The organism is Pseudomonas sp. MWU318 (assembly GCF_016756945.1).
In the GTDB taxonomy this organism is placed as follows: Bacteria; Pseudomonadota; Gammaproteobacteria; order Pseudomonadales; family Pseudomonadaceae; genus Aquipseudomonas; species Aquipseudomonas putida_A.
In genome coordinates this window covers 489,402-515,220 of record NZ_JAESJL010000002.1, presented here as the reverse complement: position 1 = coordinate 515,220, position 25,819 = coordinate 489,402, and the positions used below count along the sequence as shown (strand labels likewise).

Genomic DNA, 25,819 nt, shown 5'->3' with positions numbered 1-25,819 from the left:
ATCTCCTTCGGTGTCGGTTATCCCCCTGGCCACGCTTTGTAAGTCGCGGCCAAGGCTCAGAGGTTTAGTAATCGATTGGGTCGCGGATGATCGGGCAGGTCATGCAGTGGCCGCCGCCGCGACCACGACCGAGTTCGCCGGCGCTGATGGTGATGACCTCCACGCCCGCCTTGCGCAGCAGGGTGTTGGTGTAGGTGTTGCGGTCGTAGCCGATGACCACGCCCGGTTCCACGGCCACCACGTTGTTGCCGTCGTCCCATTGCTCGCGTTCGGCGGCGAAGCTGTTGCCGCCGGTTTCCACCACGCGCAGCTTCGGCAGGTTTAGCGCAGCGGCAACAGTGTCGAGGAAGCTGCCTTCTTCGCGGCGAATGTCGATGCCGCCCTGTTTGCTTTCGTCAGGGCGCAGGGTGAAAGCGACGATCTGGTTGACCACTTCCGGGAAAATCGTCACCAGGTCGCGGTCGCAGAAACTGAACACGGTGTCCAGGTGCATCGCGGCGCGGGACTTCGGCAAGCCGGCGACGATGACTTTTTCCACGGCTTTGTTCTTGAACAGGTTCAGTGCCAGTTGGCCGATCGCCTGACGCGACGAGCGTTCGCCCATGCCGATCAACACCACGCCGTTGCCGATTGGCATCACGTCGCCGCCTTCGAGGGTCGAGCTGCCGTGATCCTTGTCCGGATCGCCGTACCAGATTTCGAAATCGGCATTGGTGAACTGTGGGTGGAATTTGTAGATGGCGGTGGTCAGCAGGGTTTCCTGGCGACGCGCCGGCCAGTACATCGGGTTCAGCGTCACGCCACCGTAGATCCAGCAAGTGGTGTCACGGGTGAACTGAGTGTTGGGCAGCGGCGGCAGGATGAAGCTGGAGTGGCCGAGGAAGTCGCGGAACATCTGGATGGTCTTGCCACCGAAGCTGTCCGGCAGATCATCTGCGGATACGCCGCCAATCAGGTATTCGGCGATGTGTCGCGGTTCAAGGCTTTTCAGCCAGGATTTCACTTCGCTGATCAGACCCAGGCCCACCGAGTCGGCGGTGACCTTGCGCTCGAGAATCCAGTCCAGCGCTTCCGGGATGGCGACGATGTCGGTCAGCAGGTTGTGCATTTCCAGCACGTCGATCCCGCGTTCACGCATCTTGGTCACGAAGTCGAAGTGGTCGCGCTTGGCCTGGGCGACCCAGAGCACGTCGTCGAACAGCAGTTCATCGCAGTTGTTCGGGGTCAGGCGCTGATGGGCCAGACCTGGGGAGCAAACCATGACTTTGCGCAGTTTGCCGGCTTCGGAGTGGACGCCGTACTTAACTTTTTCCGTGGTCATTGCAGTGATCCTCCAGATTACAAATCAAGGGTTACAAGGTCAGGAAGCCGTCGTAGAGACCGTAGGCAGCCACCAGGGCACCCACGACCACTGCGGCGAAAATCAGCTTCTCGACGTTAGTGAAAATCGGTTGTTTGAGTTCCAGCTTGGCCTTGGCGAACAGGATCGCGCCGGGTGCGTAGAGCAGGGCCGAGAGCAGCAGATACTTGACCCCGCCGGCATACAGCAGCCACACCGCGTAGATCAGCGCGATGCCGCCGATAATCAGATCCTTGCGTCGTTCGGCCGCGAAGCCTTCGTAGCTTTCGCCGCGTACCGCCAGCAGCAGGGCATAGGCCGCCGACCACAGGTACGGCACCAGAATCATTGAGGTGGCGAGGTAGATCAGCGACAGGTAAGTGCTGGCCGAGAACAGGGTGATGATCAGGAACAGCTGGACCATCGCGTTGGTCAGCCACAGGGCGTTGACCGGTACGTGGTTGGCGTTCTCCTTGCGCAGAAACTCGGGCATGGTGTGGTCTTTGGCGGCGGCGAACATGATCTCCGCACACAGCAGCACCCACGACAGCAGCGCGCCCAGCAGCGAGATGATCAGACCGACGCTGATCAGCACCGCGCCCCAATGACCGACCACGTGCTCAAGCACGGCGGCCATCGACGGGTTCTGCAGTTTGGCCAGTTCCGGCTGGGTCATGATGCCCAGCGACAGCACGTTGACCAGCACCAGGAACAGCAGCACGGTGATGAAACCGATGACGGTGGCCTTGCCGACGTCCGAGCGTTTTTCCGCCCGCGCCGAGAAGATGCTCGCGCCTTCAATGCCGATGAACACCCACACGGTGACCAGCATCATGTTGCGCACCTGGTTCATCACGCTGCCCAGATCCGGGTTTTTCACGCCCCAGATGTCAGCGGTGAAGATGTCCAGTTTGAAGGCGAAGATCGCGATCAATACGAACAGCAGCAGCGGCACGACTTTGGCGACGGTGGTCACCAGGTTGATGAACGCCGCTTCCTTGATCCCGCGCAGCACCAGAAAGTGCACGGCCCACAGCAGCACCGAGGCGCCGATGACGGCGGCCACCGTGTTGCCTTCGCCGAAAATCGGAAAGAAATACCCGAGGGTGCTGAACAACAGAACAAAGTAACCCACGTTGCCCAGCCAGGCACTGATCCAGTAACCCCAGGCGGACGAGAAACCCATGTAATCGCCGAATCCGGCCTTGGCGTAGGCGTAGACACCGCCGTCCAGGTCAGGCTTGCGATTGGCGAGGGTTTGAAAGACAAAAGCGAGGGTGAGCATGCCGACAGCGGTGATGGCCCAGCCAATCAGTACCGCGCCGACGTCGGCGCTGGCGGCCATGTTTTGTGGCAAAGAGAATATCCCGCCACCAATCATTGAGCCGACTACCAAGGCAACCAGTGCACCTAGTCGTAGTTTTCCGGGAGCTTCAGACATTGCATGACTCCATTGCAGGAGAGAAGAGTTCACAGCGTAGATCTGTTGTCTGTTCAATCAGCTGACATAGATCAGTGCATGGCCACATTCCATTGTTAATGAATGACTTAAGAAACAACTGGAGGCATAACGCTATCGCTTGGAAAGCCCGTCCTAGAGGCTTTTGCCTGATGTGGTTGGGAATTGGTCTTATTACTTTAGAGTTATCACGCTAGTTCCTTTTCAGCTTTTGGCAAATTTTGGGCATCTGTTTTCAGTACAGAATTGATTTATTAGGATTCGCGCACAAAACTGTCTTAGCGTGCTAGGCGTTAGCGTCAGTCGCTATATATAAACGGGTGTTAGTCGGCATTACCTGATAAACGTCATCTGGTATCAGGCGTTTAGTTAATAGTTGTTACAAATGAATGAAGGGAGACAAGAATGTCGCAACCGACGCAAAAGCTGCGACTGGGTGCGTTGATCGCCCTGGTGGTGGGTTCAATGATTGGCGGGGGGATTTTTTCCCTGCCGCAGAACATGGCGGCCCGCGCCGATGCCGGGGCGATCCTGATCGGCTGGGGGATTACCGCCATCGGCATGTTGACCCTGGCGTTCGTGTTCCAGACCCTGGCCAATCGCAAGCCCGAACTGGACTCCGGGGTCTACGCCTACGCCAAGGCCGGGTTTGGTGACTACATGGGGTTTTCCTCGGCCTGGGGTTACTGGATCAGCGCGTGGCTGGGCAACGTCGGTTATTTCGTACTGTTGTTCAGCACCCTCGGTTACTTCTTCCCGGTATTCGGTCAGGGCAATACGCCGATCGCCATCGGCTGCGCGTCGGTGCTGTTGTGGGCGGTGCATTTTCTGGTGATGCGCGGGATCAAGGAGGCGGCGTTCATCAATCAGGTGACCACGGTCGCCAAGATCGTGCCGCTGATCATGTTCATCGTCATTGCGGCAGTGGCGTTCAAGGCCGACATCTTCACCCGCGACATCTGGGGGCGCAGCAACCCGAGCTTCGGCGGGGTGATGGATCAGGTGCGCAACATGATGCTGGTGACGGTGTTCGTGTTCATCGGCATCGAGGGTGCCAGCGTGTATTCGGCGCGGGCGGAGAAACGTACCGACGTCGGCCGCGCCACGGTGATCGGTTTTCTCGGCGTGCTGGCGCTGTTGGTGCTGGTCAACGTGCTGTCGCTGGGGATCATGAGCCAGCCCGAACTGGCCAAGTTGCAGAACCCTTCGCTGGCGGCGGTGCTGGAACACATCGTCGGGCCATGGGGCGCGTTGCTGATCAGCCTCGGTCTGGCGGTTTCCTTGCTCGGCGCGTTGTTGTCGTGGGCGCTGCTCTGCGCGGAAATCCTGTTTGCCACGGCCCGGGACAAGACCATGCCGGCGTTCCTGAAAAAGGAAAATGCCAACCATGTGCCGGTCAATGCGCTGTGGCTGACCAACGTGATGATCCAGATTTTTCTGCTGATCACGCTGTTTTCCGCCGGTACCTACACCAGCCTGATCTACCTCGCCTCGTCGATGATTCTGGTGCCGTACCTGTGGTCGGCGGCGTACGCGGTGTTGCTCAGCGGACGTGGCGAAACCTACGAACATGCCTCGGCCGAACGCACCAAGGATCTGCTGATCGGCGGCATCGCCCTGTGCTACGCGGTGTGGTTGTTGTATGCCGGCGGGGTGAAATACCTGCTGCTGTCGGCGTTGCTGTATGCGCCGGGGGTGGTCCTGTTCGCCAAGGCCAAGCATGAGCAGGGCGAGCCGCTGTTCACCCCTGTCGAGAAAGGTATTTTCGCCTGCGTGCTGATCGGCGCAGGGCTGGCGGCGTATGGTTTGTACAGCGGGGTGTTGTCGTTGTGAGGTTGACGCTCGCCTTTCGGTGATCCGGATTATGTGTTGTCAGTTGTTGCCACATCGCTGGCAAGCCAGCTCCCACAGTGTTCGTGTCGAGCACAGAGTGTGTGAACACCTCTGAACCTGTGGGGGCTGGCTTGCCAGCGAAGAGGTCTCCATGGTTTCACCACAACGGGCGATGTGAACCCAGTTCGGTGGCCGGCAACGCCCACTGCAGTGGCGTTCCGCTGATCTGCACCGGCGCCAGCAAGCGGTGCGCCGGCCCCCACGGGGTCTGCTCCACTCGCGAGTCTTGATCCTGTTTATCCTCGAAGCGTAACGCTTCGCTCGTTCCTGGTTCGTGCTCGATCAACAGCCTGGCGGTACGCGCCAGCGACAAGCGCGCCGAGCCACCGCGGCCAGTCTTCAAACGCTCCGTCAAAAGCCGGATCGCACTCGCCGCCATCAGATAACCGGTTGCATGGTCCAGCGCCTGCACCGGCAGCGGCGTTGGTTTGTCCGCGTGCTTCCAGCGCTGCCCGGCCTCGGCGATGCCGCTGCTCATTTGCACCAAGCTGTCGAAACCGCGCCGGTTGCGCCATGGGCCGCTCCAGCCGTAGGCGTTGAGACTGACGTCGATCAGCCCCGGCGCCAGTTGTCGGCGGCGCTCGGTGCCGAAACCGAGGTGTTCCAAGGCATCGGCACGGTAGCCATGTATGAGGATGTCGGCGTCCTTCAACAGGTTTTCGAACAGTGCACGATCGGCCGGTTGCTGCAGATCCAGTCGCGTACAGCGTTTGCCCAGGGTCATGTCAGGGATGACGCCCGGCTCGTTCCAGCTCGGCGGATCGATGCGCAGCACGTCGGCACCGAAGCCCGCGAGAAAACGGCTGGCGGTGGGGCCGGCGAGCACGCGGGTCAGGTCGAGCACCTTGAGACCGGCCAGCGGTTGCGCCACCGAGCCTTGCCATGGTTTGAGAATTTCGTCCTGATCGGTGCTGAAGTGCACCAGCGGCTCGGCATTCACTGCCAACCCCTGCGGATGCTGTTGCCACTGCGCCCAACTGCGCATTTCGGCGGCGCAGCCCTTGGCCTCGACCACCGCCTGCTCCAGCTCGGTACTGCTCCATTGCGCGACTTTCGCCGCCATCGCGGCGCGGTCGGCACAGGCACCGAGCACGCTTTCAGCCGCGGCACGGTGATGTGGGGCGTTAGTGTGCAGGCGGATCCAGCCGTCTTCGGTTGCGTAATCGCCGGCAATCGGATCCCACAGCGGCGGTATTTCCCAGCCGATCGGTCGCAACGAGGTGGCAAACCAGAAAGAGGCCAGACGCCGATCCACTTCCACGGCGGGCAAGTGCCCGGTCTGTTGCCGGAGCAGTTCGCTGACGGCCTGACCGGCAGCGCCGATGCTCGCGCAGGCCAGGTCGCTGACGGCGAACGCCGAGGGCAGGGCGCCACTGGCGGTGAACGGAATCGGCGTGTGGGGCAAGCCGAGTGCGGCTTGAATGGACGTGAGTAAATCAGTCATCGAAGGCCCTCCGGGAGAGAGGGCGATGATAGTGCAAAACGCGTGTGGATCAGATGAAACCCAATTGTAGGAGTGAGCCTGCTCGCGATTGCGTCGCATCAGTTATGCATCTGTTAACTGACTCACCGCTATCGCGAGCAGGCTCACTCCTACAGGGGATACGCGCTATGGCGTTAAACGCGGAACTGATCCATCAGCTTCATCTGCTGACTGGCCAGGGCATTGAGCTGGCTGCTGATCGCCGCCGATTCGGTCGCCTGTTCAGTCAGGGTTTCAGTCACGGTACGAATCGCCGAGACGTTGCGGTTGACCTCTTCGGCCACGGCGCTCTGCTGTTCGGCGGCGCTGGCGATCTGCAGGTTCATGTCGCTGATCACCGTCACCGCATCGCTGATCTTGCCCAGTGCGTCCACGGCCTGACGGATCTGCCCGGCGTTGTTGTGCGCCTGGGTCTGGCTCGAATGCATGGTCGCGACCACGCCACGGGTGCCGGTCTGGATGCGCTCAATGACGATGCGGATTTCTTCCACCGAATCCTGAGTGCGCTTGGCGAGGTTGCGCACCTCGTCGGCCACCACCGCGAAACCACGACCGCTTTCCCCGGCGCGGGCCGCTTCGATGGCAGCGTTGAGCGCCAGCAGGTTGGTCTGTTCGGCGATGCTGCGGATCACTTCCAGCACCGAACCGATCTGCTCGCTGTTGACCGCCAGTGCTTCGACTTCGGTCACCGCTTTGCTGACTTCATCGGCCAGTTGATTGATGTCGCGGGTGCTGCGCTCGATGATCGACATGCCGTCCTTGGCCGACTGGTCGGCGCCCTTGGCGGCGTTGGCCGCGTTCGACGCGCTGTTGGCGACGTCGTGGGCGGTGGCGCTCATTTCGTTGGAGGCGGTGGCGACCTGATCGATCTCGCGGAACTGCACCTGCATGCCTTCGCTGGTCTGGCGGGCGATTTCCGAAGACTGATCAGCAGTGCCACGCGCTTCGGTGATGCTCTGTTTGATCTGGGCGATGGTCGGTTGCAGCTTGTCGAGGAAGCGGTTGAACCAGTTCACCAGTTCGCCCAGTTCATCCTTCTTGCTGTAGTTCAGGCGCTGGGTCAGATCGCCTTCACCGCTGGCGATGTTCTTCAGCATCTCGGCGACGCTGTTGATCGGCCGGGTCACGCCCGAGGCGGTGAGCCAGATCAGCAGCAGACCGACCAGACCGGCCACCACCGCCACCAGCAACGCAGTGAGCACACCGGTTTCCTGCGCATCGTCGAGTACCGCTTGCAGCTTGACCGAGTCGGCCAGCAGCACCTGTTTCGGCAAGTCGATGACCACACCCCAGGCCCGCGAGTTGCCAATCGGATCGACCGGATACACCGCGCGAATCAGCTCGCCCTGTTCGAGAATCTTCGGCGTGCCGCTGCTGACCAGTTGCAGCAGGTCCTTGCCGTCGGCGCCGAGGGTATCGCTGATCTTTTTACCGACCTTGGTCGCATCGGAACTGTCGGCAGCGAGCACGCCGCTGCCCGAAACGATCAGCATGTGTCCGGCGTTGTTGAACAGGTTGCGCTGGGAATCCACCGCCGCCGCTTGCAGGGCATCGAGGGCGATGTCGACACCGACCACGCCGATGGCCTTGCCGTCGACGATCAACGGCACGGAAATGGTGGTCATCAACATTTCCTTGGTCCCTACGGTGTCGGCGTACGGGTCGAGCAGGCAGGTACGCTTGTTGTCGCGAGGGCAGGTGTACCAGCTGTTGTACGGCGTGCCGCTGACGCTGAGGGTGGTCTTGGTCATGTCTTCTTCGACCATGATCGTGTTCAGCGCCGAGCCGGCAGCGCGGCTCCAGTAAGTTGCAAAACGCCCGGCTTCGTTGGACTGACGCGCGGCATCGTTGACGAACTCGCTGTCCTTGCCGTCGAGGCCGTTGGGTTCGAAGGCGAGCCAGATGCCGAGCACCTTGTCGTTGCGCTCGAACGCGGTTTTCAGGCTCTGGTTCAACTCTTCACGCAGGGCACCGGCGTCCAGCGAACGCTTGGCGGCCAGTGCGCGCATGTCCTTGATCTGATCGGCCAGCGCGGTGATCACCGTCAGGCTTTCGCCAAAGGTCTTCTGCACCCGCACTGCTTGTTCGGCCGCCTTGGCCTGCAACAGGTTCTGCACACTGGCGGTGAGCATCTTGCTGCTGGAGTCACTGACCAGATCGTCGTTCTGGTTGGTCTGGTAAATGTTCATGCCGACGATCAGCGCAACCACACCCAGCAGGCACAGGCCGGAGAGCAGGACGATTTTCAGGCGAATGGAGAGAGAGTCGAACATGGGGCGATCTCGTGAATGAATGAGCAGGTGGCCACGGGATGAACTACCCGGTTCGCCAAATCCATTCAGCGCCATGCATTGCTCATCGGCGCGCAGCGAGAGCGCATGAGGCGCTTGCCGACGAACGGTCAGCGCTAAACGTTTGCGCAGGGGAATGTGCTGAAAAGGCGATTAATTACAGGGAAGTTTCAGCCTGATGAACGCCGAGGAACTGCTGGTGATGAGGCTTTGTGGTGAGGGGATTTATCCCCGATTGGCTGCGCAGCAGCCACTAATCAGGCATCCGCAGAGTGTCAGTTAAAACTGGTTTTCTGGTTTTGGGCCTGCTGCGCAGTCCATCGGGGCGGTGCGACGTTTCGCTAAATCCCCTCACCACAAAAGCTTATTTGCCAAAAATAGCGGGCGGTCAGGCGGAGGGCGGAATCGCTTCCGGGCGCGACCATATCCACAGATTGCCCAGACTCATCCCGGCAATTGCCAGATACACCGGCCAGCCGTGATCGAGCATTACCAGCATCAACGTCGCGCACAGCAGCATGCTGATCGTGGCGCTGACCTTGGCTTTGCGCGCGATGATCTTGCCGTTGCGCCAGTTGCTCAGGATCGGCCCGAACAGCCGATGGTTTTCCAGCCAGGCACTCAGGCGCGGCGAGCTGCGAGTCGCGGCCCAGGCGGCGAGCAGGATGAACTCGGTGGTCGGCAGGCCGGGCACGACGATGGCGATCAGGCCAATGCCGAGGCTGACGTAGGCCAGCAGGCCGAACAGCAGACGGGCGAGTTTTGAGGTGGCGGGTTGCGGCATGGGCTCGGGGTTGCAGTGAGGCGAATCGGGGATCTTACAGACTTGCGCGACCACCCTGTAGGAGCTGCCGCAGGCTGCGATCTTTTGATGTTGTTTTCAAGATCAAAAGATCGCAGCCTGCGGCAGCTCCTACACGGGGATTTTTGTGTTGTGTCAGGCCGGTTCGGCTTCTGTGGCGTAAGCCTGTTCCAGCAGCACGGTGAAGCGGTTGAACGCGTCGATTGCGCCTTGCTCGACTTCGGCTTCCTCTTCGGCGGTGAACGGCAGGGAATCGAGGGTGCGCACGAAGCTTTTCCAGCCCTCGGCACGGCCGCCTTCCGGTTCACCCAGGTGACGGGCACCAAAGGTTTCGCTCAGCTCCAGCGCCACCGCACGTTTGATCAGGAACGCAGCGCCGAGCTTCGAACCTTCGGAAACAAAGATCCAGCCGAGGGCACGGGCCTTGCTCGGGTTTTTCAGCGCACCGGCCACCGGTGCCGGGATGTCGGTGTCGAGATCCGCCAGGTCAGCCTTGGCCGCATCCGCGCGGCAACGGGCCGGCAGATCCGGGACGATGGCAGCCAGTTCGGCATTGTTATAGAGATCGACCAGTTCCGACTGGAACAGGTACTGCGCGACCACGAAACGCGCGAAGTTGGCGCGGGTTTCGAACGGCGCGTGGGCCTTGACCAAGGCGTCGAGCTTGCTGTGCGGCTCGTGGGTGATCTGGTTCAGGCGTTGTGAACGCAGGGCTTTTTCCGAAGTGGTCATGGGGTGTCCTTGATAAAAGAGGCGCTTGATAACGAGACGAACGGGCAGGTGCCAAACCGTAAAAAAAGCCCCGCGACGCGCTGATCAATGCGCGTCGCAGGGCCGTGCGGTTCAGATGTCCCAGACCAGATTGATCGCGAAGTTGCGGCCCGGCTGGGTCAGGCGATCGAGGTTGGCCGGTTGTGTCACCGAAGCTTCGCCGACGCTGTCGTAACCGCGCACGTCATCCCACAGCCAGTACTTCTTGTCGGTCAGGTTGTAGATGCCGCCGCTGACGGTGACGTCGTCGGTGACTTTGTAATAGCCGGCCAGATCGAGAATGCCGAAGCCCGGGGTCTTGAACTGGCTGCTGACGCCATCCGGCGACTTGAAGTTGCTGTCGTCGACGCGGTCCTTTTTCTTCACCACGGTCCAGCTCAGCAGGCCGCCGTAGTTGTCCTGGTCGTAACCCAGGCCGAATACGCCGGTCAGCGGATTGACGCTGTTGAGCGGCTCGCCGTTGTCGTTGTTGCGACCATAGGCGTAAGCAATCGAGCCTTTGGTGTAGAGGCCTTGTGGCGCGCCGAACGCATCGAGGTTCAGACGACCTTTGACTTCGGCACCCTTGATGGTCGCGTGTTTGATGTTGCTCGATTGGAAGGTCAGCTCGTCGTAGCCGGGAGTGACCGCGTCTTCGTTGATGAAATCGCGGTACTTGTTATAGAACACCGCCACGTCGAACGAGCCTTGCTCGAAGTTGCCGCGCAGGCCGGTTTCATAGCTTTTGCTTTTCTCCGGTTCCAGATTCGGGTTCGGCGCCACGTTGTAGCCGGTGGTGCTGTTTTCGAAACGCCCGTACAGCGCTTTCGCGGTCGGTGTGCGGAAACCTTCGGCGTACTGGCCGTACCAGGTGTAATTGTCGGTCAGGGCGTAGGTCAGGCCGAATTTGGGCGAGACTTTGTGCCAGCTCTTGTTCGCGTCGCTGACCGTGCCGTTGCCGTCGGCGGCCACGGTGTTGAGGAATTCCTGGGTGATGTGCGGCTTGAGCTGGGTGTGGTCGTAGCGCAGGCCCGGCAGGAAGGTCCACTGGTTCCAGCTGATCTGATCCTGGGCGAACAGGCTGTAGGTGTTGATGGTCGGGTCCGGGAAGTCGCTGGATTTTTTCAGCACATCCGCCGCGCTGGTGGCGCCGATGGCGGTGCAGCCACGGCCGACTGCGAGGCACTTGCCGTCGCCGCTGCGCGAGCCGGTGACCTTCTGTTGCTTGATCGTGGTGCCGTAGGTCAGCACGTGATCGGTGTCACCGATGGCGAAGGCCTTGTCCAGTTGCGCATCGAATACCCACTGTTTTTCCTCGTAGACCGTGTCGCGGGTGCGCAGCACCTTACGGGTCATCGGATAGTAGAACTCTTCGGTGCTCTGATCGGTTTTGGCGATCTGGTGATTGAGGCTCCACTTCACGTTATCGGCCAGCAGGCTGTCGAGGGCGAAGTTGTGCTCGAGGCCGAAACGCTCGCGGGTGATGGTGTCGTTGCCGGTACGCCACTGGTACATGCCGCCGGGCAGCATGCTGTTGGGGATGGTCGGGGCGCCATTGAAGTACGGGCCGCCGTAGGCACTTTTCTGATCGGTGTCGCGATCGTCCTTGTACTTCTCGTAGGTCAGCCCCAGGCGCGAACCTTCGTTGTAGTTCCAGCCGATCTTCGCCAGTACGTTGGTGGCCTTGACGTCTTCCGGGTTGGCAGCGGTGCGCGCCAGGCCAGTGCCGTTGTTGCTGCCGTAGGAGTCGGTTTCGTGACCGTCGCGCTGGCTGAAGTGCAGCAAGCCGTCGAACTGCTCGGCACGCCCGGCGACGGTGGCGGATTTCAGCCAGCTCTCATCGGCGGAGCTGTAACCGGTTTTGAAGCGAGCGCCGACGTCTTTGCCGGGCTTGATGATGTCGTCCGGGTCGAGGGTGTAGTAGCTGACGGCGCCGCCGATGGCGTTGCTGCCGTACAGCACCGAGGCCGGGCCACGGAGGATTTCCACGCGTTTGACGATTTCCGGGTCGACGTAATTGCGCTGGGTCTTGGCGTACGGGCCGTTGAAGAAGCCGTCCGGCACTTCGACGCCGTCGACCTGCGTCAGGATGCGGTCGCCGTCGATGCCACGGATGTTATAGCCGCTGATGCCGCCACGCTGGCCGGCGCCGCCGACGGATACGCCCGGCTCGTAGCGCACCAGATCCTTGATGGTGTTGACGTTGTTGCGATCCAGATCCTGGCGGGTCTGCACAGTGACGGTGGCCGGAACGCTATTGACCGACTGTTCCTGGCGGGTGGCGCTGATGGTCACCTGATCCAGATTCAGTGCACCGCTGGAGCTGCGCTTCTCCAGCACCACGTTGTTGTTGCTCAGCTTGCGGAAGCTCAGGTTGGTCCCCACCAACAGGCGCTCCAGGGCTTTTTCCGGCGGCAGCGAACCGCGCACGCCCGGCGACGACACGCCTTGACCCAGTTCTGCCGGCAAGCCGACCTGCCAACCGGTGACACTGGTAAAGGCATTGAGCGCCGACACCAGCGGTTGCTGGCCGATCGAGAACGAATAATCACCCATGTTGCGCGCCGGTTGTTCGCTGGCAGCCATCAGCGGTGCAGTGCCGGCCATGAGGATGGCGGCCGTCAACAGCGACAATACGCGGGAAGGGGAAGCAGTCTGGCGGGTAAGGCGAGAGGACATCGATAGCGCTCCGTGTCGCACGAATCTTTATAGGTGCTGATCCGCCTCCGAAGATGCGAATCAATTGCATTGGCTATAACGAGACGAACGGGGTTTGGCTATCGAGTAAAAATAATTCTCATTTAGTTCAGAATCACCAGCGCGGGGAATTCCTGCAGGCGCGCCGAGGTGATGTGAGCGAGGGAACGCACCACGTCCAAAGGTTGATCAAGGCGATAGTTGCCGGTGACGTTGACGTCGGCCAACTGTTCGTTGGTGTTGATGATCCAGCCCGGGTAGTAGCGGCGCAGTTCGGCCAGCACCTGATTCAACGGGCAGTTCTCGAACACCAGGCGGCCCTGGACCCAGGCCAGATCAGTCGCGGCATCGAGCTTGCCCGGACGATCAAAACCGTTGGGGCCGATGCGGATGCTTTCGCCTGCGCTCAAACGCACTCGCGCATCGTTGTGCGTGGCGCGCAGATCGACATCGCCGCGCTGCACATTGACCTGCGCGACGCCGTCCAGATAGCGCACGGCGAATGCGGTGTCGTGCACGCTGGCCTGCACCGGGCCGGCATCGATTTCCAGCGGCTGAGCACGATTGGCTGCCACCTCGAAAAACGCTTCGCCCTGATACAGCCGCGCCACGCGCTGGCGCTCATTGATGCTGCTGGAGAAGGCCGAATTGGTGTTGAGCAGCACCTTGGAGCCGTCCTCCAGTTGCAGGCGCTGACGCTCGCCGACCACGGTCAGATGATCGGCCTGCAGGCGCATCGGCAGGTTGCTGAAACTGAACAGGCCCAGAATCAGCACCGCAGCGGTGGCCAACGGTTTCCAGTGCGGACGCAACCGCTTGAGAACGGTGACTTTCGCCGGTTTGGCCGCGAGGCTTTGCGCGCACTGGGCGACTTGCGGCCCGTCCCAGATCGCCTGAGCCTTGGCGAACGCCTCTGCATTCAACGGATCGGCCGCCAGCCACGCGTGAAATTGCCGGGTCTGCTCTTCGTCCGCACTGCCGAGCACGATGAGCCAGTCCAGAGCCTGGTCCATTGCACGGGCGGCGTCCTGCGCCGTTGCGGGCGAAGGCGGGCGGTGGGTGTCCGTCACGGTGTGTCCTCGGCAGTGTCTGTGCACGGCTGTTTTTTTAGTGAAGCGTAAAAGTCGGGCAAGGGTAGCAAAGCCCGATGATCAGTGCAGTCGATCCTGAGGATGACAGCAAACGCCTTTGGCCTCAGTCGCCATTCAAGCGCTCGGCGACACCGATGCAGATCGACATGATCAGCTTGAGTTCCTTCTGCACGGTGCTGAGGGACACATTCAATTCGTCGGCGATTTCCTGGTAGCTGTGCCCGTGCAGGCGGCTGAGGATGAAAATCTGCTGCTGGCGGGGGCTGAGTTGACTGAGGCTCACGTTCAGGCGCTCCAGCAATTGTTCGGCGTGGGCGGCGTCTTCGGCGCTGCTGGCGGGTGCGGCGACGCTGTGCACCACGTCCTGTGGCACGTCATCGACCATGGTCCGCGAATGGATCTTGCGCGCACGCAGGTGATCCAGCGCCAGGTTGCGCGCGGTCTGGAACACGAAAGGTTCAAGGTGATCGATGGCGCGTTCGCTCAGCGCCCGCGTGACGCGCAGGTAGGTCTCCTGCAACAGGTCTTCGGCGGTGCTGTGGTTGTTGACCATCCGCTCGATCGTGCGCAGCAGGGATGTGCGCTGAGAGAGGAAGACGTGATTGAAGCGCGATTGACTCACGGGGGAACCTGATCCATTTCTGGCGAATGATAATGCTTATCATCCAGTCGAGTGGTCAAGTGTTGTTTTGAACGAAGCAGACAAATGTAGGAGCTGCCGAAGGCTGCGATCTTTTGATGTTGCTTTTAAAACAAGATCAAAAGATCGCAGCCTTCGGCAGCTCCTACAAGGGGTTGTCGGTTACTCCGCGTTGCAGAGCGCCAGGCAGTTATCCAGCATGCGGTTGGAGAAGCCCCATTCGTTGTCGTACCAGGCCAGCACCTTCAGCAGTTTGCCGCTGGCTTTGGTGTGGTTGGCGTCGAAGATCGACGACAGCGGGTTGTGGTTGAAGTCGCTGGAAACCAGCGGCAACGTGTTGTAACCCAAAATTTTCGAGTGCTGGCTGGCCGCCTTCATCAGCGCGTTGACCTCGTCGGCCGTGGCTTCCTTCTTCAACTGCACAGTCAGATCCACCAGCGACACATTGATCACCGGCACGCGCACGGCCATGCCGGTCAGTTTGCCCGCCAGTTCCGGCAGCACCAGGCCTACCGCTTCAGCGGCGCCGGTCTTGCTCGGAATCATGTTCTGCGTGGCCGAACGCGCGCGGTACGGGTCGGTGTGGTAAACGTCGGTCAGGTTCTGGTCGTTGGTGTAGGCATGAATCGTGGTCATCAGGCCGCTTTCGATCCCCAGTTCGCGGTGCAGCACTTGTGCCACCGGCGCCAGGCAGTTGGTGGTGCACGAGGCGTTGGAGATGATCTGGTGCGACTGGCGCAGAATGTCGTGGTTCACACCGTAAACCACGGTGGCGTCGGCGCCTTTGGCCGGGGCCGAGATGATGACTTTGCGCGCGCCGGCAGTAAGATGCGCAGCCGCTTTGGCGCGGTCGGTGAACAGACCGGTGCATTCGAACACCACATCAATCTTTTCCGCCGCCCATGGCAGTTCGGCCGGGTTGCGAATCGCGCTGACCGCAATACGGTCGCCATTGACCGTCAGGCTTTCGTTGTCATGAGCCACTTCGGCGTCGAATGTGCCATGAACGGTGTCGTATTTGAGCAGATGGGCATTGATGGCGCTGTCGCCCAGATCGTTGATGGCGACGATCTGCAAATCCTGTCGATAGCCTTGGGTATACAGTGCGCGCAGGACATTACGGCCGATGCGGCCAAAACCATTGATTGCGATTCGAAGAGTCATTGAACAGCGCCGCCGTCGTTTTGTTGTTGGAATTACAAGATTATTCGCATAAAAATAGAAAACAAGCCTTTTTAGTGGCAATATTTTGTTTTATCTACAACGAGTGACCTGAATCAACTGGTCCGAATGGTCAAAAAGCCGTCTGTCATTCCAACAACAACGGCGTTTGATCAGCATAGACAATCAGGTCGCCACATCCGTTAGCCTGGAGTTCTACACATGCATCCCCGCGTTCTTGAGGTCACCGAACGGCTTATCGCCCGCAGCCGCGCCACGCGTCAGGCTTACCTTGCACTGATTCGCGGCGCCGCCACCGACGGGCCGATGCGCGGCAAGCTGCAATGCGCCAACTTCGCCCACGGCGTGGCCGGGTGCGGCAGCGAAGACAAGCACAGCTTGCGGATGATGAACTCGGCGAACATCGCCATTGTTTCTTCGTATAACGACATGCTCTCGGCGCACCAGCCGTACGAAGTCTTTCCCCAGCAGATCAAAAACGCCTTGCGCGAAATCGGCTCGGTCGGCCAGTTCGCCGGCGGTACGCCGGCGATGTGCGATGGCGTGACCCAGGGCGAGCCAGGCATGGAGCTGAGCCTGCCGAGCCGTGAGGTGATCGCCATGTCCACGGCGGTCGCGCTGTCGCACAACATGTTCGACGGCGCGCTGATGCTCGGCATCTGCGACAAGATCGTGCCGGGCCTGATGATGGGGTCGCTGCGCTTCGGCCATCTGCCGACGATCTTCGTCCCGGGCGGGCCGATGGTCTCGGGGATTTCCAACAAGGAAAAAGCCGACGTGCGGCAGAAGTACGCCGAAGGCAAGGCGACCCGCGAAGAGCTGCTGGAATCGGAGATGAAGTCCTACCACAGCCCGGGCACCTGCACCTTCTACGGCACCGCCAACACCAACCAGTTGCTGATGGAAGTCATGGGCCTGCACTTGCCGGGCGCCTCGTTCGTCAACCCGAACACCCCGCTGCGTGATGCCCTGACCCGCGAAGCCGCGCATCAGGTGACGCGCCTGACCAAGCAGAACGGCAACTTCATGCCGATCGGCGAAATCGTCGACGAGAAGGCGCTGGTCAACTCGATCGTCGCGCTGCACGCCACCGGCGGCTCGACCAACCACACCCTGCACATGCCGGCCATCGCCATGGCCGCTGGCATCCAGCTGACCTGGCAGGACATGGCCGACCTCTCCGAAGTCGTGCCGACCCTGAGCCACGTCTACCCGAACGGCAAGGCCGACATCAACCACTTCCAGGCCGCTGGCGGTATGTCGTTCCTGATCCGTGAGCTGCTTGAAGCGGGCCTGCTGCACGAAGACGTCAACACCGTGCTTGGCCACGGTCTGAGCCGCTACACCAAAGAGCCGTTCCTCGATAACGGTGAGCTGGTGTGGCGCGAAGGCCCGATCGAAAGCCTCGACGAAAACATCCTGCGCCCGGTTGCCCGTGCATTCTCACCGGAGGGCGGTCTGCGGGTGATGGAAGGCAACCTCGGTCGCGGGGTGATGAAAGTCTCCGCCGTGGCGCTGGAAAACCAGATCGTCGAAGCACCGGCCATGGTGTTCCAGGATCAGCAGGATCTGGCCGATGCGTTCAAGGCCGGTTTGCTGGAGAAGGATTTTGTCGCGGTGATGCGCTTCCAGGGCCCGCGCTCCAATGGCATGCCCGAGCTGCACAAGATGACGCCGTTCCTCGGCGTGCTGCAGGATCGTGGCTTCAAAGTCGCGCTGGTCACCGACGGGCGCATGTCCGGCGCGTCGGGGAAAATCCCGGCGGCGATTCACGTCAGCCCCGAAGCTTATGTCGGTGGTGCTTTGGCGCGGGTGCAAGAGGGCGATATCATCCGCGTCGATGGCGTCAAAGGCACTTTGGAACTCAAGGTCGACGCCGCCGAATTTGCAGCACGTGAACCTGCCAAAGGCCTGTTGGGCAACAACATCGGCAGCGGTCGCGAACTGTTTGGCTTCATGCGTTTGGCCTTCAGCTCGGCGGAGCAGGGCGCCAGCGCCTTCACTTCTGCCCTGGAGACGCTTAATTGAAACTGGCTTTGGTCGGTGATATCGGAGGCACCAACGCGCGGTTCGCGTTGTGGAAAAACCAGCAACTGCAATCGGTTCAGGTGCTGGCGACAGCCGACCACGCCAGCCCGGAAGAGGCGATCAGCCTGTACCTGAGCGGCCTCGGTCTGGCGCCGGGTTCGATCGGTTCGGTGTGCCTGTCGGTGGCGGGGCCAGTGAGTGGTGATGAATTCAAATTCACCAACAATCACTGGCGCCTGAGCCGCACGGCGTTCTGCAAAACCTTGCAGGTCGAGCAACTGCTGCTGATCAACGATTTCTCGGCGATGGCGCTGGGCATGACCCGTTTGCAGCCCGGCGAATTCCGTGTGGTCTGCGAAGGCACGCCGGAGCCTTTGCGCCCGGCGGTGGTGATCGGCCCGGGCACTGGCCTGGGCGTCGGCACCTTGCTCGATATGGGCGAAGGCCGGTTTGCCGCATTGCCGGGGGAGGGCGGTCATGTCGATCTGCCGCTGAGCACTCCACGTGAAACCCAACTGTGGCAGCACATCCACAACGAGATCGGCCACGTCAGTGCGGAAACTGCGCTGAGCGGTGGTGGTTTGCCGCGAGTCTACCGCGCGATTTGCGCAGTGGACGGACATGAGCCAAAGCTTGATACGCCGGAAGCGATCACCGCAGCCGGTCTGGCTGGCGATCCGATCGCGCTGGAAGTGCTGGAGCAGTTCTGCTGCTGGCTCGGTCGTGTGGCGGGCAACAACGTGCTGACCACCGGTGGTCGAGGCGGCGTGTACATTGTTGGCGGGGTGATTCCGCGCTTTGCCGATTTCTTCGTCGAAAGCGGTTTTGCCCGCAGCTTCGCCGACAAGGGCTGCATGAGCGATTACTTCAAGGGCATTCCGGTGTGGCTGGTGACGGCGCCGTATTCCGGGCTTGTCGGCGCTGGTGTGGCACTCGAACAGGTTTGAGACCGAGTCGCTTTCATCGCTGGCAAGCCAGCTCCCACAGGATCGAAGACATCCTCAGGATGTGTACAAGACCTTGTGGGAGCTGGCTTGCCAGCGATGGGGCCAGAACAGACAACAAATTTCCAAGGTTCATCAGGCATAATCCGCCCCAATTCCAACAACAAGGATGCCTTCGAAGTGAGCTCAGTCAACAAGTCGATATTGTTGGTCGATGACGACCAGGAAATACGCGAGTTGCTGGAAACCTACCTGACCCGCGCCGGGTTTCAGGTGCGGGCCACCGCCGATGGCGCCAGTTTCCGCCAGGCACTCAACGAGGCGCCGAGCGATCTGGTGATCCTCGATGTGATGCTGCCCGATGAAGACGGTTTCAGCCTGTGCCGCTGGGTGCGCCAGCATCCGCGCCAGGCGCAGGTGCCGATCATCATGCTCACCGCCAGTTCCGACGAAGCCGATCGGGTAATCGGGCTGGAGCTCGGCGCTGACGACTACCTCGGCAAACCCTTCAGCCCTCGTGAACTGCAAGCCCGGATCAAGGCGTTGCTGCGGCGGGCGCAGTTCGGTCAAGAGCGCAGCGGCAGCGACGTGCTGGCCTTCGACGAGTGGCGGCTGGACATGGTCAGCCATCGGCTGTTTCACACCGACGGCGAGGAAGTGATTCTCTCCGGCGCCGACTTCGCGCTACTGAAGTTGTTTCTCGATCATCCGCAGGAAATCCTCGACCGCGACACCATCGGCAACGCCACCCGTGGCCGTGACCTGATGCCGCTCGACCGCATCGTCGACATGGCCGTCAGCCGCTTGCGCCAGCGCCTGCGCGACACGGAAAAACCGCCGCGACTGATCCGCACCGTGCGCGGCAGTGGCTACCAACTGGCAGCCAATGTGGTTGCCGGCAATGCTCACTGAGTCGCTGCGCCGCCTCGCCAGCAAAGTGCCGGTACCGCGTTCGCTGCTTGGGCGGATGCTGCTGCTGACCTTGTTGGCGGTGTTGTTTGCGCAGACGTTGTCGAGCGTGATCTGGGTCTCGCAACTGCGCGCCACCCAGCTCGAAGGCCTGGTCACCAGCGCCCGCAGCCTCGCCCATTCGATGACCGCCAGCGTCAGCTATTTCCGCTCGTTGCCGGTGGCGTACCGCCCGCTGGTGCTCGACCAGTTGCGCAGCATGGGCGGCACCCGTTTCGTGGTGACGCTCAACGACAAACCGCTGGGTATGGACGTGCTGCCGATCACCCCACGCAAGGCCGCGGTGATTCAAGCGGTGGATGAAGTGCTGCGCCAGTCGCTGGGGCATGACACTGATATTTCGGTGACCTTCGTCAGCCCCGAAGATCTGCGGATCTTCAATGCCGGGCTTAAACTCGATGAGCTGCCGCGCTCGTGGGCACATTATGCGCTGACCCTGGAACCGGTGAATCCGCCGGTGCTGGTCACGCAGATTCAGATGGCGCCGGGCGAATGGCTGTACATCGCCTCGTTGCTGCCCGAACCCTACACCAGCCTTGAAGAGCAAGGCCTGCCGGCGCAGCAGGTGTGGTTCATCGTCCTCACCAGCGGCTTTTTGCTGCTGTTCATCGGCCTGCTGGTGCACTGGCAGAGCCGGCCGCTCAAGCGTCTGGCGCGGGCGGCGCGGGATCTGTCGCTGGGTGCCGATGTCGAGCCGGTGGCCGAGGGCGGTGGCAGTGAAGTGGTGGAAGTGGGCCGTGCGTTCAACACCATGCGCGAACGCATCAGCCGTTACCTGACCGAACGCAGCCAGTTGTTCAGCGCGATTTCCCATGACCTGCGCACGCCGATCACCCGTCTGCGCCTGCGTGTCGAACTGCTCGAAGACGAGAAACTTCAAGCCAAGTTCGGCCGCGATCTGGATGAGCTGGAGCTGCTGGTCAAAGGCGCGCTGCAGTGCGTGAAAGACACCGACATCCACGAGAACATCGAGCCGGTGGATCTCAATCATGTGCTCGATTGTCTGGTGGAGCCGTACCTGGCGCCCAACGGCAATGGCCGCGTTACCCAGCAAGGCAAGGCGCTGGCGGCGTATCCGGGCAAGCCTTTGGCGTTGAAGCGCTGCATCGGCAACCTGATCGACAATGCGCTGAAGTACGGGCAGAACGCGCATCTGCACATCGACGACGATGAGCGCGCATTTGTCCTGCATGTTGACGATGAAGGTCCGGGGGTTCCGGAGCAGCGGCTGGAGCAGGTGTTCGAGCCGCACTTTCGCTTGGCCGGGCAGCAGCAGGGTTATGGTCTCGGTTTGGGCATTGCGCGCAACATTGCCCACAGTCATGGCGGTGAGGTGACGTTGCAGAATTTGCGTGAGGGCGGGTTGCGGGTGACGTTGCAGTTACCGCGTTCAGTAGAATGAAGATCAAAAGATCGCAGCCTTCGGCAGCTCCTACACCGTACTCTGTAGGAGCTGCCGAAGGCTGCGATCTTTTGACTTTGCTTTTCTAATGTCACTGCTTGGTGACAAAACCCGTCCCCTTCGTTACAAGCCCACCCCGGCCCGTTGTTTAGACTGCCCGCAGTCATAACAACAAAAAAGGGTCACTCATGGACACCTTTCACCCAGACTTCAGCAGTTGGCTGAATGCCCCTGCCCACCAGCAATGGCTCGCCGACGAGGGCCTGCGCCTGCTGGCGTTCGCCAAAGCGGCAAAACTGCCCGAGGGTTTCGGCAATCTCGACGAGCGCGGCCGTTTGCCGGCGCACGCGCAAGCTGAAACCATGAACACTGCGCGCATGACCCACAGTTTCGCCATGGCCCATATTCAGGGCTTGCCGGGGTTCGCGGAGCTGGTCGATCACGGCATTGCGGCGCTGCGCGGGCCGTTGCGGGATGCGCTGCACGGCGGCTGGTTTGCGGTCGCCGAACACCGCGATGGCAACACCGGCAAGAACGCCTATCTGCATGCCTTTGTCGCGCTCGCGGCCAGCTCGGCGGTGGTCGCGCAACGTCCCGGCGCCCAGGCGCTGCTGGATGATGCGATCGACATCATCGACACGTATTTCTGGAGCGAAGAAGAGGGCGCGATGCGCGAATTCTTCAATCGCGACTGGCGCGAAGAAGAAGCCTATCGCGGCGCCAACAGCAACATGCACGCCACCGAAGCGTTTCTCGCGCTGGCCGATGTCACCGAAGACCCACGCTGGCTGGTGCGCGCACAACGCATCGTCGAGCGGGTGATCCACGGTCACGCCGCCGCCAATGGCTACATGGTCATCGAACACTTCGACCGCGACTGGCAACCGTTGCGCGAGTACAACCGCGACAATCCCGCTGACGGCTTCCGCCCTTACGGCACCACCCCGGGCCACGGTTTCGAGTGGGCGCGGCTGCTGCTGCACCTCGAAGCCGCGCGGGTCCAGGCCGGGATGCTCACGCCGGGTTGGCTGGCGACCGATGCGCAAAAACTCTTCGAGCAGAATTGCCGAAACGGCTGGGACGTCGATGGCGCGCCGGGGATCGTTTACACCCTCGACTGGGACAACAAAGCCGTGGTGCGTCATCGCTTGCACTGGACCCATGCCGAAGCCAGCGCGGCGGCCAGCGCCTTGCTCAAACGCATCGGTGATGCGCAATACGAAACCTGGTACCGGCTGTTCTGGGAATTCTGTGAAGGCCATTTCATCGATCGCTGCGATGGCAGCTGGCATCACGAACTCGATCCGCAAAACCGTCCGAGCGCCGATATCTGGCCGGGCAAACCCGATCTGTATCATGCCTGGCAGGCGGTATTGATCCCTCGTCTACCCTTGTCACCGAGTATGGCGACAGCTCTGGCGCAAATATCCCGGGCTGTTCCTGTGTAACCATGTGGTGACATTTGCGCGTCCCTTCGTTACCTGCGAAGGGAATCGCCCTGTTTAAACTCCTGTGCAGCGCAAGCACCAGACTTGCATGCATAACAACAAGAAAGGTACATCTCAGATGAATGCGATTTCTCGCCTCGCTACTGTCATTTCTGTCGCCTCCCTGTTCCCGCTCGCAATTCTGCCTCTCAGTGTTTCCGCTGCCGAATCCAAAGGTTCGGTCGAAGTCGTGCACTGGTGGACGTCCGGTGGCGAAAAAGCCGCTGTCGATGTGCTCAAGGCGCAAGTTGAAAAAGACGGTTTCACCTGGAAAGACGGCGCTGTCGCCGGCGGTGGCGGTGCCACGGCCATGACCGTGCTGAAAAGCCGCGCCGTTGCCGGCAACCCACCGGGCGTCGCCCAGATCAAAGGTCCAGACATTCAGGAATGGGCTTCCACCGGTCTGCTCGACACCGACGTCCTGAAGGACGTGGCCAAAGAAGAGAAGTGGGACAGCCTGCTCGACAAGAAAGTCTCCGATACCGTGAAGTACGACGGTGATTATGTGGCCGTACCGGTGAACATTCACCGCGTGAACTGGCTGTGGATCAACCCGGAAGTCTTCAAGAAAGCCGGGATCACCAAGAACCCGACCACCCTCGAAGAATTCTACGCCGCCGGCGACAAGCTCAAGGCTGCGGGCTTCATCCCGCTGGCCCACGGCGGTCAGCCTTGGCAGGACAGCACCGTGTTCGAAGCCGTGGTGCTCTCGGTCATGGGCGTTGATGGTTACAAGAAAGCCCTGGTCGACCTGGACAACAAAGCGCTGACTGGTCCGGAAATGGTCAAGGCGCTGACCGAGCTGAAGAAAGTCGCGACCTACATGGACCAGGACGGCAAGGGTCAGGACTGGAACCTGGAAGCGGCCAAGGTCATCAACGGCAAGGCCGGCATGCAGATCATGGGTGACTGGGCCAAGTCCGAATGGACGGCCGCCAAGAAAGTCGCCGGCAAGGATTACGAGTGCGTAGCCTTCCCGGGCACCGACAAGGCGTTCACCTACAACATCGACTCCCTGGCGGTGTTCAAGCAGAAAGACAAAGGCACTGCGGCCGGTCAGCAGGACATCGCCAAAGTCGTGCTGGGTGAAAACTTCCAGAAAGTCTTCAGCATCAACAAAGGCTCGATCCCGGTACGTAACGACATGTTGAACAACATGGACAAACTCGGTTTCGACTCCTGCGCGCAGACCGCTGCCAAGGACTTCCTGGCAGACGCCAAGTCCGGTGGTCTGCAGCCGAGCATGGCGCACAACATGGCGACCACGCTGGCGGTGCAGGGCGCGTTCTTTGATGTCGTGACCAACTACATCAACGACCCGAAAGCCGACCCGGCCGATGCGGCCAAGAAACTGGGCGCGGCGGTTCAGTCGGCCAAATAACCCTCAGTAGCGTAGGCCCCTCTTTGTGGGAGCGGGCTTTGTGGTGAGGGGATTTATCCCCGATGGGTCGCGCAGCGGCCCCAGAAAGTTGCAGCGGTGGAGTACCAGAAAGACCGCGTGCAAAGGTTTTGCGACTGCTTCGCAGCCGATCGGGGATAAATCCCCTCGCCACAGAGCTCGCTCCCACAAGGGGAAAGCGTGTGAATTTTCTACCCTCGTACTGGATTTCCCCATGAGTTCTGTTGCTGTGTTCAGCAAAGCCTCGCCGTTCGATGCACTGCAGCGCTGGCTACCGAAACTGGTGCTGGCGCCGAGCATGTTCATCGTGCTGGTGGGCTTCTATGGCTACATCCTGTGGACGTTCGTGCTGTCGTTCACCACCTCGACGTTCCTGCCCAACTACAAGTGGGCCGGCCTGGCGCAATACGCGCGGCTGTTCGACAACGATCGCTGGTGGGTGGCGAGCAAGAACCTCGCGGTGTTCGGCGGCATGTTCATCGGCATCACCCTGGTGATCGGGGTGCTGCTGGCGGTGTTCCTCGACCAGCGCATCCGTCGCGAAGGCTTTATCCGCACCATTTACCTGTACCCGATGGCGCTCTCGATGATCGTCACCGGTACCGCGTGGAAATGGCTGCTCAACCCGGGCATGGGCCTGGACAAATTGTTGCGTGACTGGGGCTGGGAAGGCTTCCGTCTGGACTGGCTGATCGACCCGGATCGCGTGGTCTACTGCCTGGTGATCGCCGCCGTGTGGCAAGCCTCGGGCTTCATCATGGCGATGTTCCTCGCCGGCCTGCGTGGGGTCGATCAGTCGATCATTCGTGCCGCGCAGATCGATGGCGCGAGCATGCCGACCATCTACTGGAAAGTCGTGCTGCCAAGCCTGCGTCCGGTGTTCTTCAGTGCGGTAATGATTCTGGCGCACATCGCGATCAAGAGCTTCGACCTGGTCGCGGCGATGACGGCCGGTGGCCCGGGTTATTCCTCCGACCTGCCGGCGATGTTCATGTACTCCTTCACTTTCAGTCGCGGCCAGATGGGCATGGGCTCGGCCAGTGCGATTCTGATGCTCGGTGCGATTCTCGCGATCATCGTGCCTTACCTGTACTCCGAGCTGAGGACCAAGCGTCATGACTAGTCTCGCTGCCAAACCCGCTTTCAGCCTGAGTCGCGTCGCGATCTACGCGGTGCTGATCCTCGCGATCCTGCTGTACCTGATTCCGCTGGTGGTGATGCTGCTGACCAGTTTCAAGACCCCGGAAGACATCAGCACCGGCAACCTGCTCAGTTGGCCGACCGTGGTCAGCGGCATCGGCTGGGTCAAGGCCTGGGCCACGGTTGACGGTTACTTCTGGAACTCGATCAAGATCACCGTGCCGGCCGTGGTCATTTCCACTGCCATCGGCGCGTTGAACGGCTACGTGCTGTCGTTCTGGCGCTTCCGCGGTTCGCAGCTGTTCTTCGGTCTGCTGCTGTTCGGCTGCTTCCTGCCGTTCCAGACCGTGCTGCTGCCAGCCTCGTTCACGCTCGGCAAGATGGGCCTGGCGAGCACCACCACCGGCCTGGTCTTCGTCCACGTGGTCTATGGTCTGGCGTTCACCACGCTGTTCTTCCGTAACTACTACGTAAGCATTCCCGATGCGCTGATCAAGGCTGCACGGCTGGATGGCGCGGGTTTCTTCACGATTTTCCGGCAGATCATTCTGCCGATGTCGACCCCGATCATCATGGTTTGCCTGATCTGGCAGTTCACCCAGATCTGGAATGACTTCCTGTTCGGTGTGGTGTTCTCCAGCGGTGATTCGCAACCGATCACGGTGGCGCTGAACAACCTGGTCAACACCAGCACCGGCGCCAAGGAATACAACGTTGATATGGCAGCGGCGATGATCGCCGGCCTGCCGACCCTGCTGGTCTATGTGGTCGCAGGCAAGTATTTCGTGCGCGGGCTGACGGCCGGCGCAGTCAAGGGGTAATC

The 25,819-nt window shown here is 60.9% G+C and carries 18 protein-coding genes and 2 pseudogenes; 9 read left to right on the top strand and 11 right to left on the bottom strand.

The window, feature by feature from the left end:
• Positions 1 to 64: 64 nt before the first annotated feature.
• A complete protein-coding gene (gene arcA / locus JN524_RS06385) occupies positions 65 to 1,321 on the bottom strand; it encodes an arginine deiminase (RefSeq protein ID WP_027612548.1) in 1,257 nt (418 codons plus the stop codon).
• A gap of 31 nt (positions 1,322 to 1,352) precedes the next feature.
• Complete coding sequence (gene arcD, locus JN524_RS06380; protein ID WP_097085936.1) at positions 1,353 to 2,780, bottom strand: arginine-ornithine antiporter; 1,428 nt, start codon at positions 2,778 to 2,780, stop codon at positions 1,353 to 1,355.
• A gap of 423 nt (positions 2,781 to 3,203) precedes the next feature.
• Here arcD (JN524_RS06380) and arcD (JN524_RS06375) point away from each other — a divergent pair, with 423 nt between their 5' ends.
• The gene (gene arcD / locus JN524_RS06375; RefSeq protein ID WP_202368846.1) at positions 3,204 to 4,631 is read left to right on the top strand and encodes an arginine-ornithine antiporter; all 1,428 of its coding nucleotides are present in this window, start codon (positions 3,204 to 3,206) and stop codon (positions 4,629 to 4,631) included.
• 157 nt (positions 4,632 to 4,788) lie between these two features.
• Here arcD (JN524_RS06375) and JN524_RS06370 read toward each other — a convergent pair whose 3' ends face one another.
• From JN524_RS06370 to gap, 9 genes and pseudogenes are all read right to left on the bottom strand, one after another.
• Positions 4,789 to 6,135: a CoA transferase gene (locus JN524_RS06370; protein WP_202368845.1), complete on the bottom strand. Its 1,347-nt coding sequence runs from the start codon at positions 6,133 to 6,135 to the stop codon at positions 4,789 to 4,791.
• Between the two features lie 173 nt (positions 6,136 to 6,308).
• A pseudogene (locus JN524_RS27470) lies at positions 6,309 to 6,836 on the bottom strand (methyl-accepting chemotaxis protein); the annotation flags it as partial.
• Between the two features lie 330 nt (positions 6,837 to 7,166).
• Positions 7,167 to 8,183, bottom strand: a pseudogene (locus JN524_RS27465) (PDC sensor domain-containing protein); the annotation flags it as partial.
• A gap of 670 nt (positions 8,184 to 8,853) precedes the next feature.
• Entirely contained in the window at positions 8,854 to 9,249 is a 396-nt protein-coding gene (locus tag JN524_RS06360; RefSeq protein ID WP_027612553.1) for a YbaN family protein, read from the bottom strand.
• 153 nt (positions 9,250 to 9,402) lie between these two features.
• Positions 9,403 to 9,999, bottom strand: a complete 597-nt coding sequence (locus tag JN524_RS06355) for a biliverdin-producing heme oxygenase (protein ID WP_202368843.1) — start codon at positions 9,997 to 9,999, stop codon at positions 9,403 to 9,405.
• Positions 10,000 to 10,110: 111 nt separating this feature from the next.
• Complete coding sequence (locus JN524_RS06350; RefSeq protein ID WP_202368842.1) at positions 10,111 to 12,696, bottom strand: TonB-dependent receptor; 2,586 nt, start codon at positions 12,694 to 12,696, stop codon at positions 10,111 to 10,113.
• Between the two features lie 122 nt (positions 12,697 to 12,818).
• Positions 12,819 to 13,784 (bottom strand): FecR domain-containing protein, encoded by a 966-nt coding sequence (locus tag JN524_RS06345; protein ID WP_202368841.1) that lies wholly within the window; start codon positions 13,782 to 13,784, stop codon positions 12,819 to 12,821.
• 124 nt (positions 13,785 to 13,908) lie between these two features.
• Entirely contained in the window at positions 13,909 to 14,427 is a 519-nt protein-coding gene (locus JN524_RS06340; protein ID WP_027612557.1) for an RNA polymerase sigma factor, read from the bottom strand.
• A gap of 180 nt (positions 14,428 to 14,607) precedes the next feature.
• Positions 14,608 to 15,609 (bottom strand): type I glyceraldehyde-3-phosphate dehydrogenase, encoded by a 1,002-nt coding sequence (gene gap / locus JN524_RS06335; protein WP_095137054.1) that lies wholly within the window; start codon positions 15,607 to 15,609, stop codon positions 14,608 to 14,610.
• A gap of 219 nt (positions 15,610 to 15,828) precedes the next feature.
• Between gap and edd the strand changes: the two genes are divergently transcribed.
• The 8 genes from edd to JN524_RS06295 all read left to right on the top strand — a co-directional run bounded on the left by edd (position 15,829) and on the right by JN524_RS06295 (position 25,817).
• Entirely contained in the window at positions 15,829 to 17,655 is a 1,827-nt protein-coding gene (gene edd / locus JN524_RS06330; protein WP_003227464.1) for a phosphogluconate dehydratase, read from the top strand.
• Complete coding sequence (locus JN524_RS06325; RefSeq protein WP_202368840.1) at positions 17,652 to 18,602, top strand: glucokinase; 951 nt, start codon at positions 17,652 to 17,654, stop codon at positions 18,600 to 18,602. The genes edd and JN524_RS06325 overlap by 4 nt, the downstream gene beginning before the upstream one ends.
• 177 nt (positions 18,603 to 18,779) lie before the next feature.
• Complete coding sequence (locus tag JN524_RS06320; RefSeq protein WP_007917879.1) at positions 18,780 to 19,511, top strand: response regulator; 732 nt, start codon at positions 18,780 to 18,782, stop codon at positions 19,509 to 19,511.
• Positions 19,501 to 20,970, top strand: coding sequence for an ATP-binding protein (locus JN524_RS06315; RefSeq protein WP_202368839.1), 1,470 nt, complete (start codon positions 19,501 to 19,503; stop codon positions 20,968 to 20,970). Before JN524_RS06320 ends, JN524_RS06315 begins: the two co-directional genes overlap by 11 nt.
• Positions 20,971 to 21,158: 188 nt before the next feature.
• Entirely contained in the window at positions 21,159 to 22,418 is a 1,260-nt protein-coding gene (locus JN524_RS06310; RefSeq protein ID WP_202368838.1) for a D-mannose isomerase, read from the top strand.
• A 118-nt stretch (positions 22,419 to 22,536) separates the two neighbouring features.
• On the top strand, positions 22,537 to 23,838 hold the full coding sequence (locus JN524_RS06305) for an ABC transporter substrate-binding protein (RefSeq protein ID WP_027612563.1): 1,302 nt from the start codon (positions 22,537 to 22,539) through the stop codon (positions 23,836 to 23,838).
• Between the two features lie 232 nt (positions 23,839 to 24,070).
• Complete coding sequence (locus JN524_RS06300) at positions 24,071 to 24,979, top strand: carbohydrate ABC transporter permease (RefSeq protein ID WP_003227452.1); 909 nt, start codon at positions 24,071 to 24,073, stop codon at positions 24,977 to 24,979.
• Entirely contained in the window at positions 24,972 to 25,817 is an 846-nt protein-coding gene (locus JN524_RS06295) for a carbohydrate ABC transporter permease (protein WP_202368837.1), read from the top strand. The genes JN524_RS06300 and JN524_RS06295 overlap by 8 nt, the downstream gene beginning before the upstream one ends.
• Positions 25,818 to 25,819: the final 2 nt, after the last annotated feature.

What these genes read in the sequence shown, in the direction of transcription:
- arcD (WP_097085936.1), bottom strand. Translation starts at nt 2,780, where the DNA reads ATGTCTGAAGCTCCCGGAAAACTACGACTAGGTGCACTGGTTGCCTTG.
- arcD (WP_202368846.1), top strand. Translation starts at nt 3,204, where the DNA reads ATGTCGCAACCGACGCAAAAGCTGCGACTGGGTGCGTTGATCGCCCTG.
- JN524_RS06350 (WP_202368842.1), bottom strand. Translation starts at nt 12,696, where the DNA reads ATGTCCTCTCGCCTTACCCGCCAGACTGCTTCCCCTTCCCGCGTATTG.
- JN524_RS06305 (WP_027612563.1), top strand. Translation starts at nt 22,537, where the DNA reads ATGAATGCGATTTCTCGCCTCGCTACTGTCATTTCTGTCGCCTCCCTG.
- arcA (WP_027612548.1), bottom strand. Translation starts at nt 1,321, where the DNA reads ATGACCACGGAAAAAGTTAAGTACGGCGTCCACTCCGAAGCCGGCAAA.
- JN524_RS06360 (WP_027612553.1), bottom strand. Translation starts at nt 9,249, where the DNA reads ATGCCGCAACCCGCCACCTCAAAACTCGCCCGTCTGCTGTTCGGCCTG.
- gap (WP_095137054.1), bottom strand. Translation starts at nt 15,609, where the DNA reads ATGACTCTTCGAATCGCAATCAATGGTTTTGGCCGCATCGGCCGTAAT.
- edd (WP_003227464.1), top strand. Translation starts at nt 15,829, where the DNA reads ATGCATCCCCGCGTTCTTGAGGTCACCGAACGGCTTATCGCCCGCAGC.
- JN524_RS06310 (WP_202368838.1), top strand. Translation starts at nt 21,159, where the DNA reads ATGGACACCTTTCACCCAGACTTCAGCAGTTGGCTGAATGCCCCTGCC.
- JN524_RS06295 (WP_202368837.1), top strand. Translation starts at nt 24,972, where the DNA reads ATGACTAGTCTCGCTGCCAAACCCGCTTTCAGCCTGAGTCGCGTCGCG.
- JN524_RS06300 (WP_003227452.1), top strand. Translation starts at nt 24,071, where the DNA reads ATGAGTTCTGTTGCTGTGTTCAGCAAAGCCTCGCCGTTCGATGCACTG.
- JN524_RS06315 (WP_202368839.1), top strand. Translation starts at nt 19,501, where the DNA reads ATGCTCACTGAGTCGCTGCGCCGCCTCGCCAGCAAAGTGCCGGTACCG.
- JN524_RS06355 (WP_202368843.1), bottom strand. Translation starts at nt 9,999, where the DNA reads ATGACCACTTCGGAAAAAGCCCTGCGTTCACAACGCCTGAACCAGATC.
- JN524_RS06370 (WP_202368845.1), bottom strand. Translation starts at nt 6,135, where the DNA reads ATGACTGATTTACTCACGTCCATTCAAGCCGCACTCGGCTTGCCCCAC.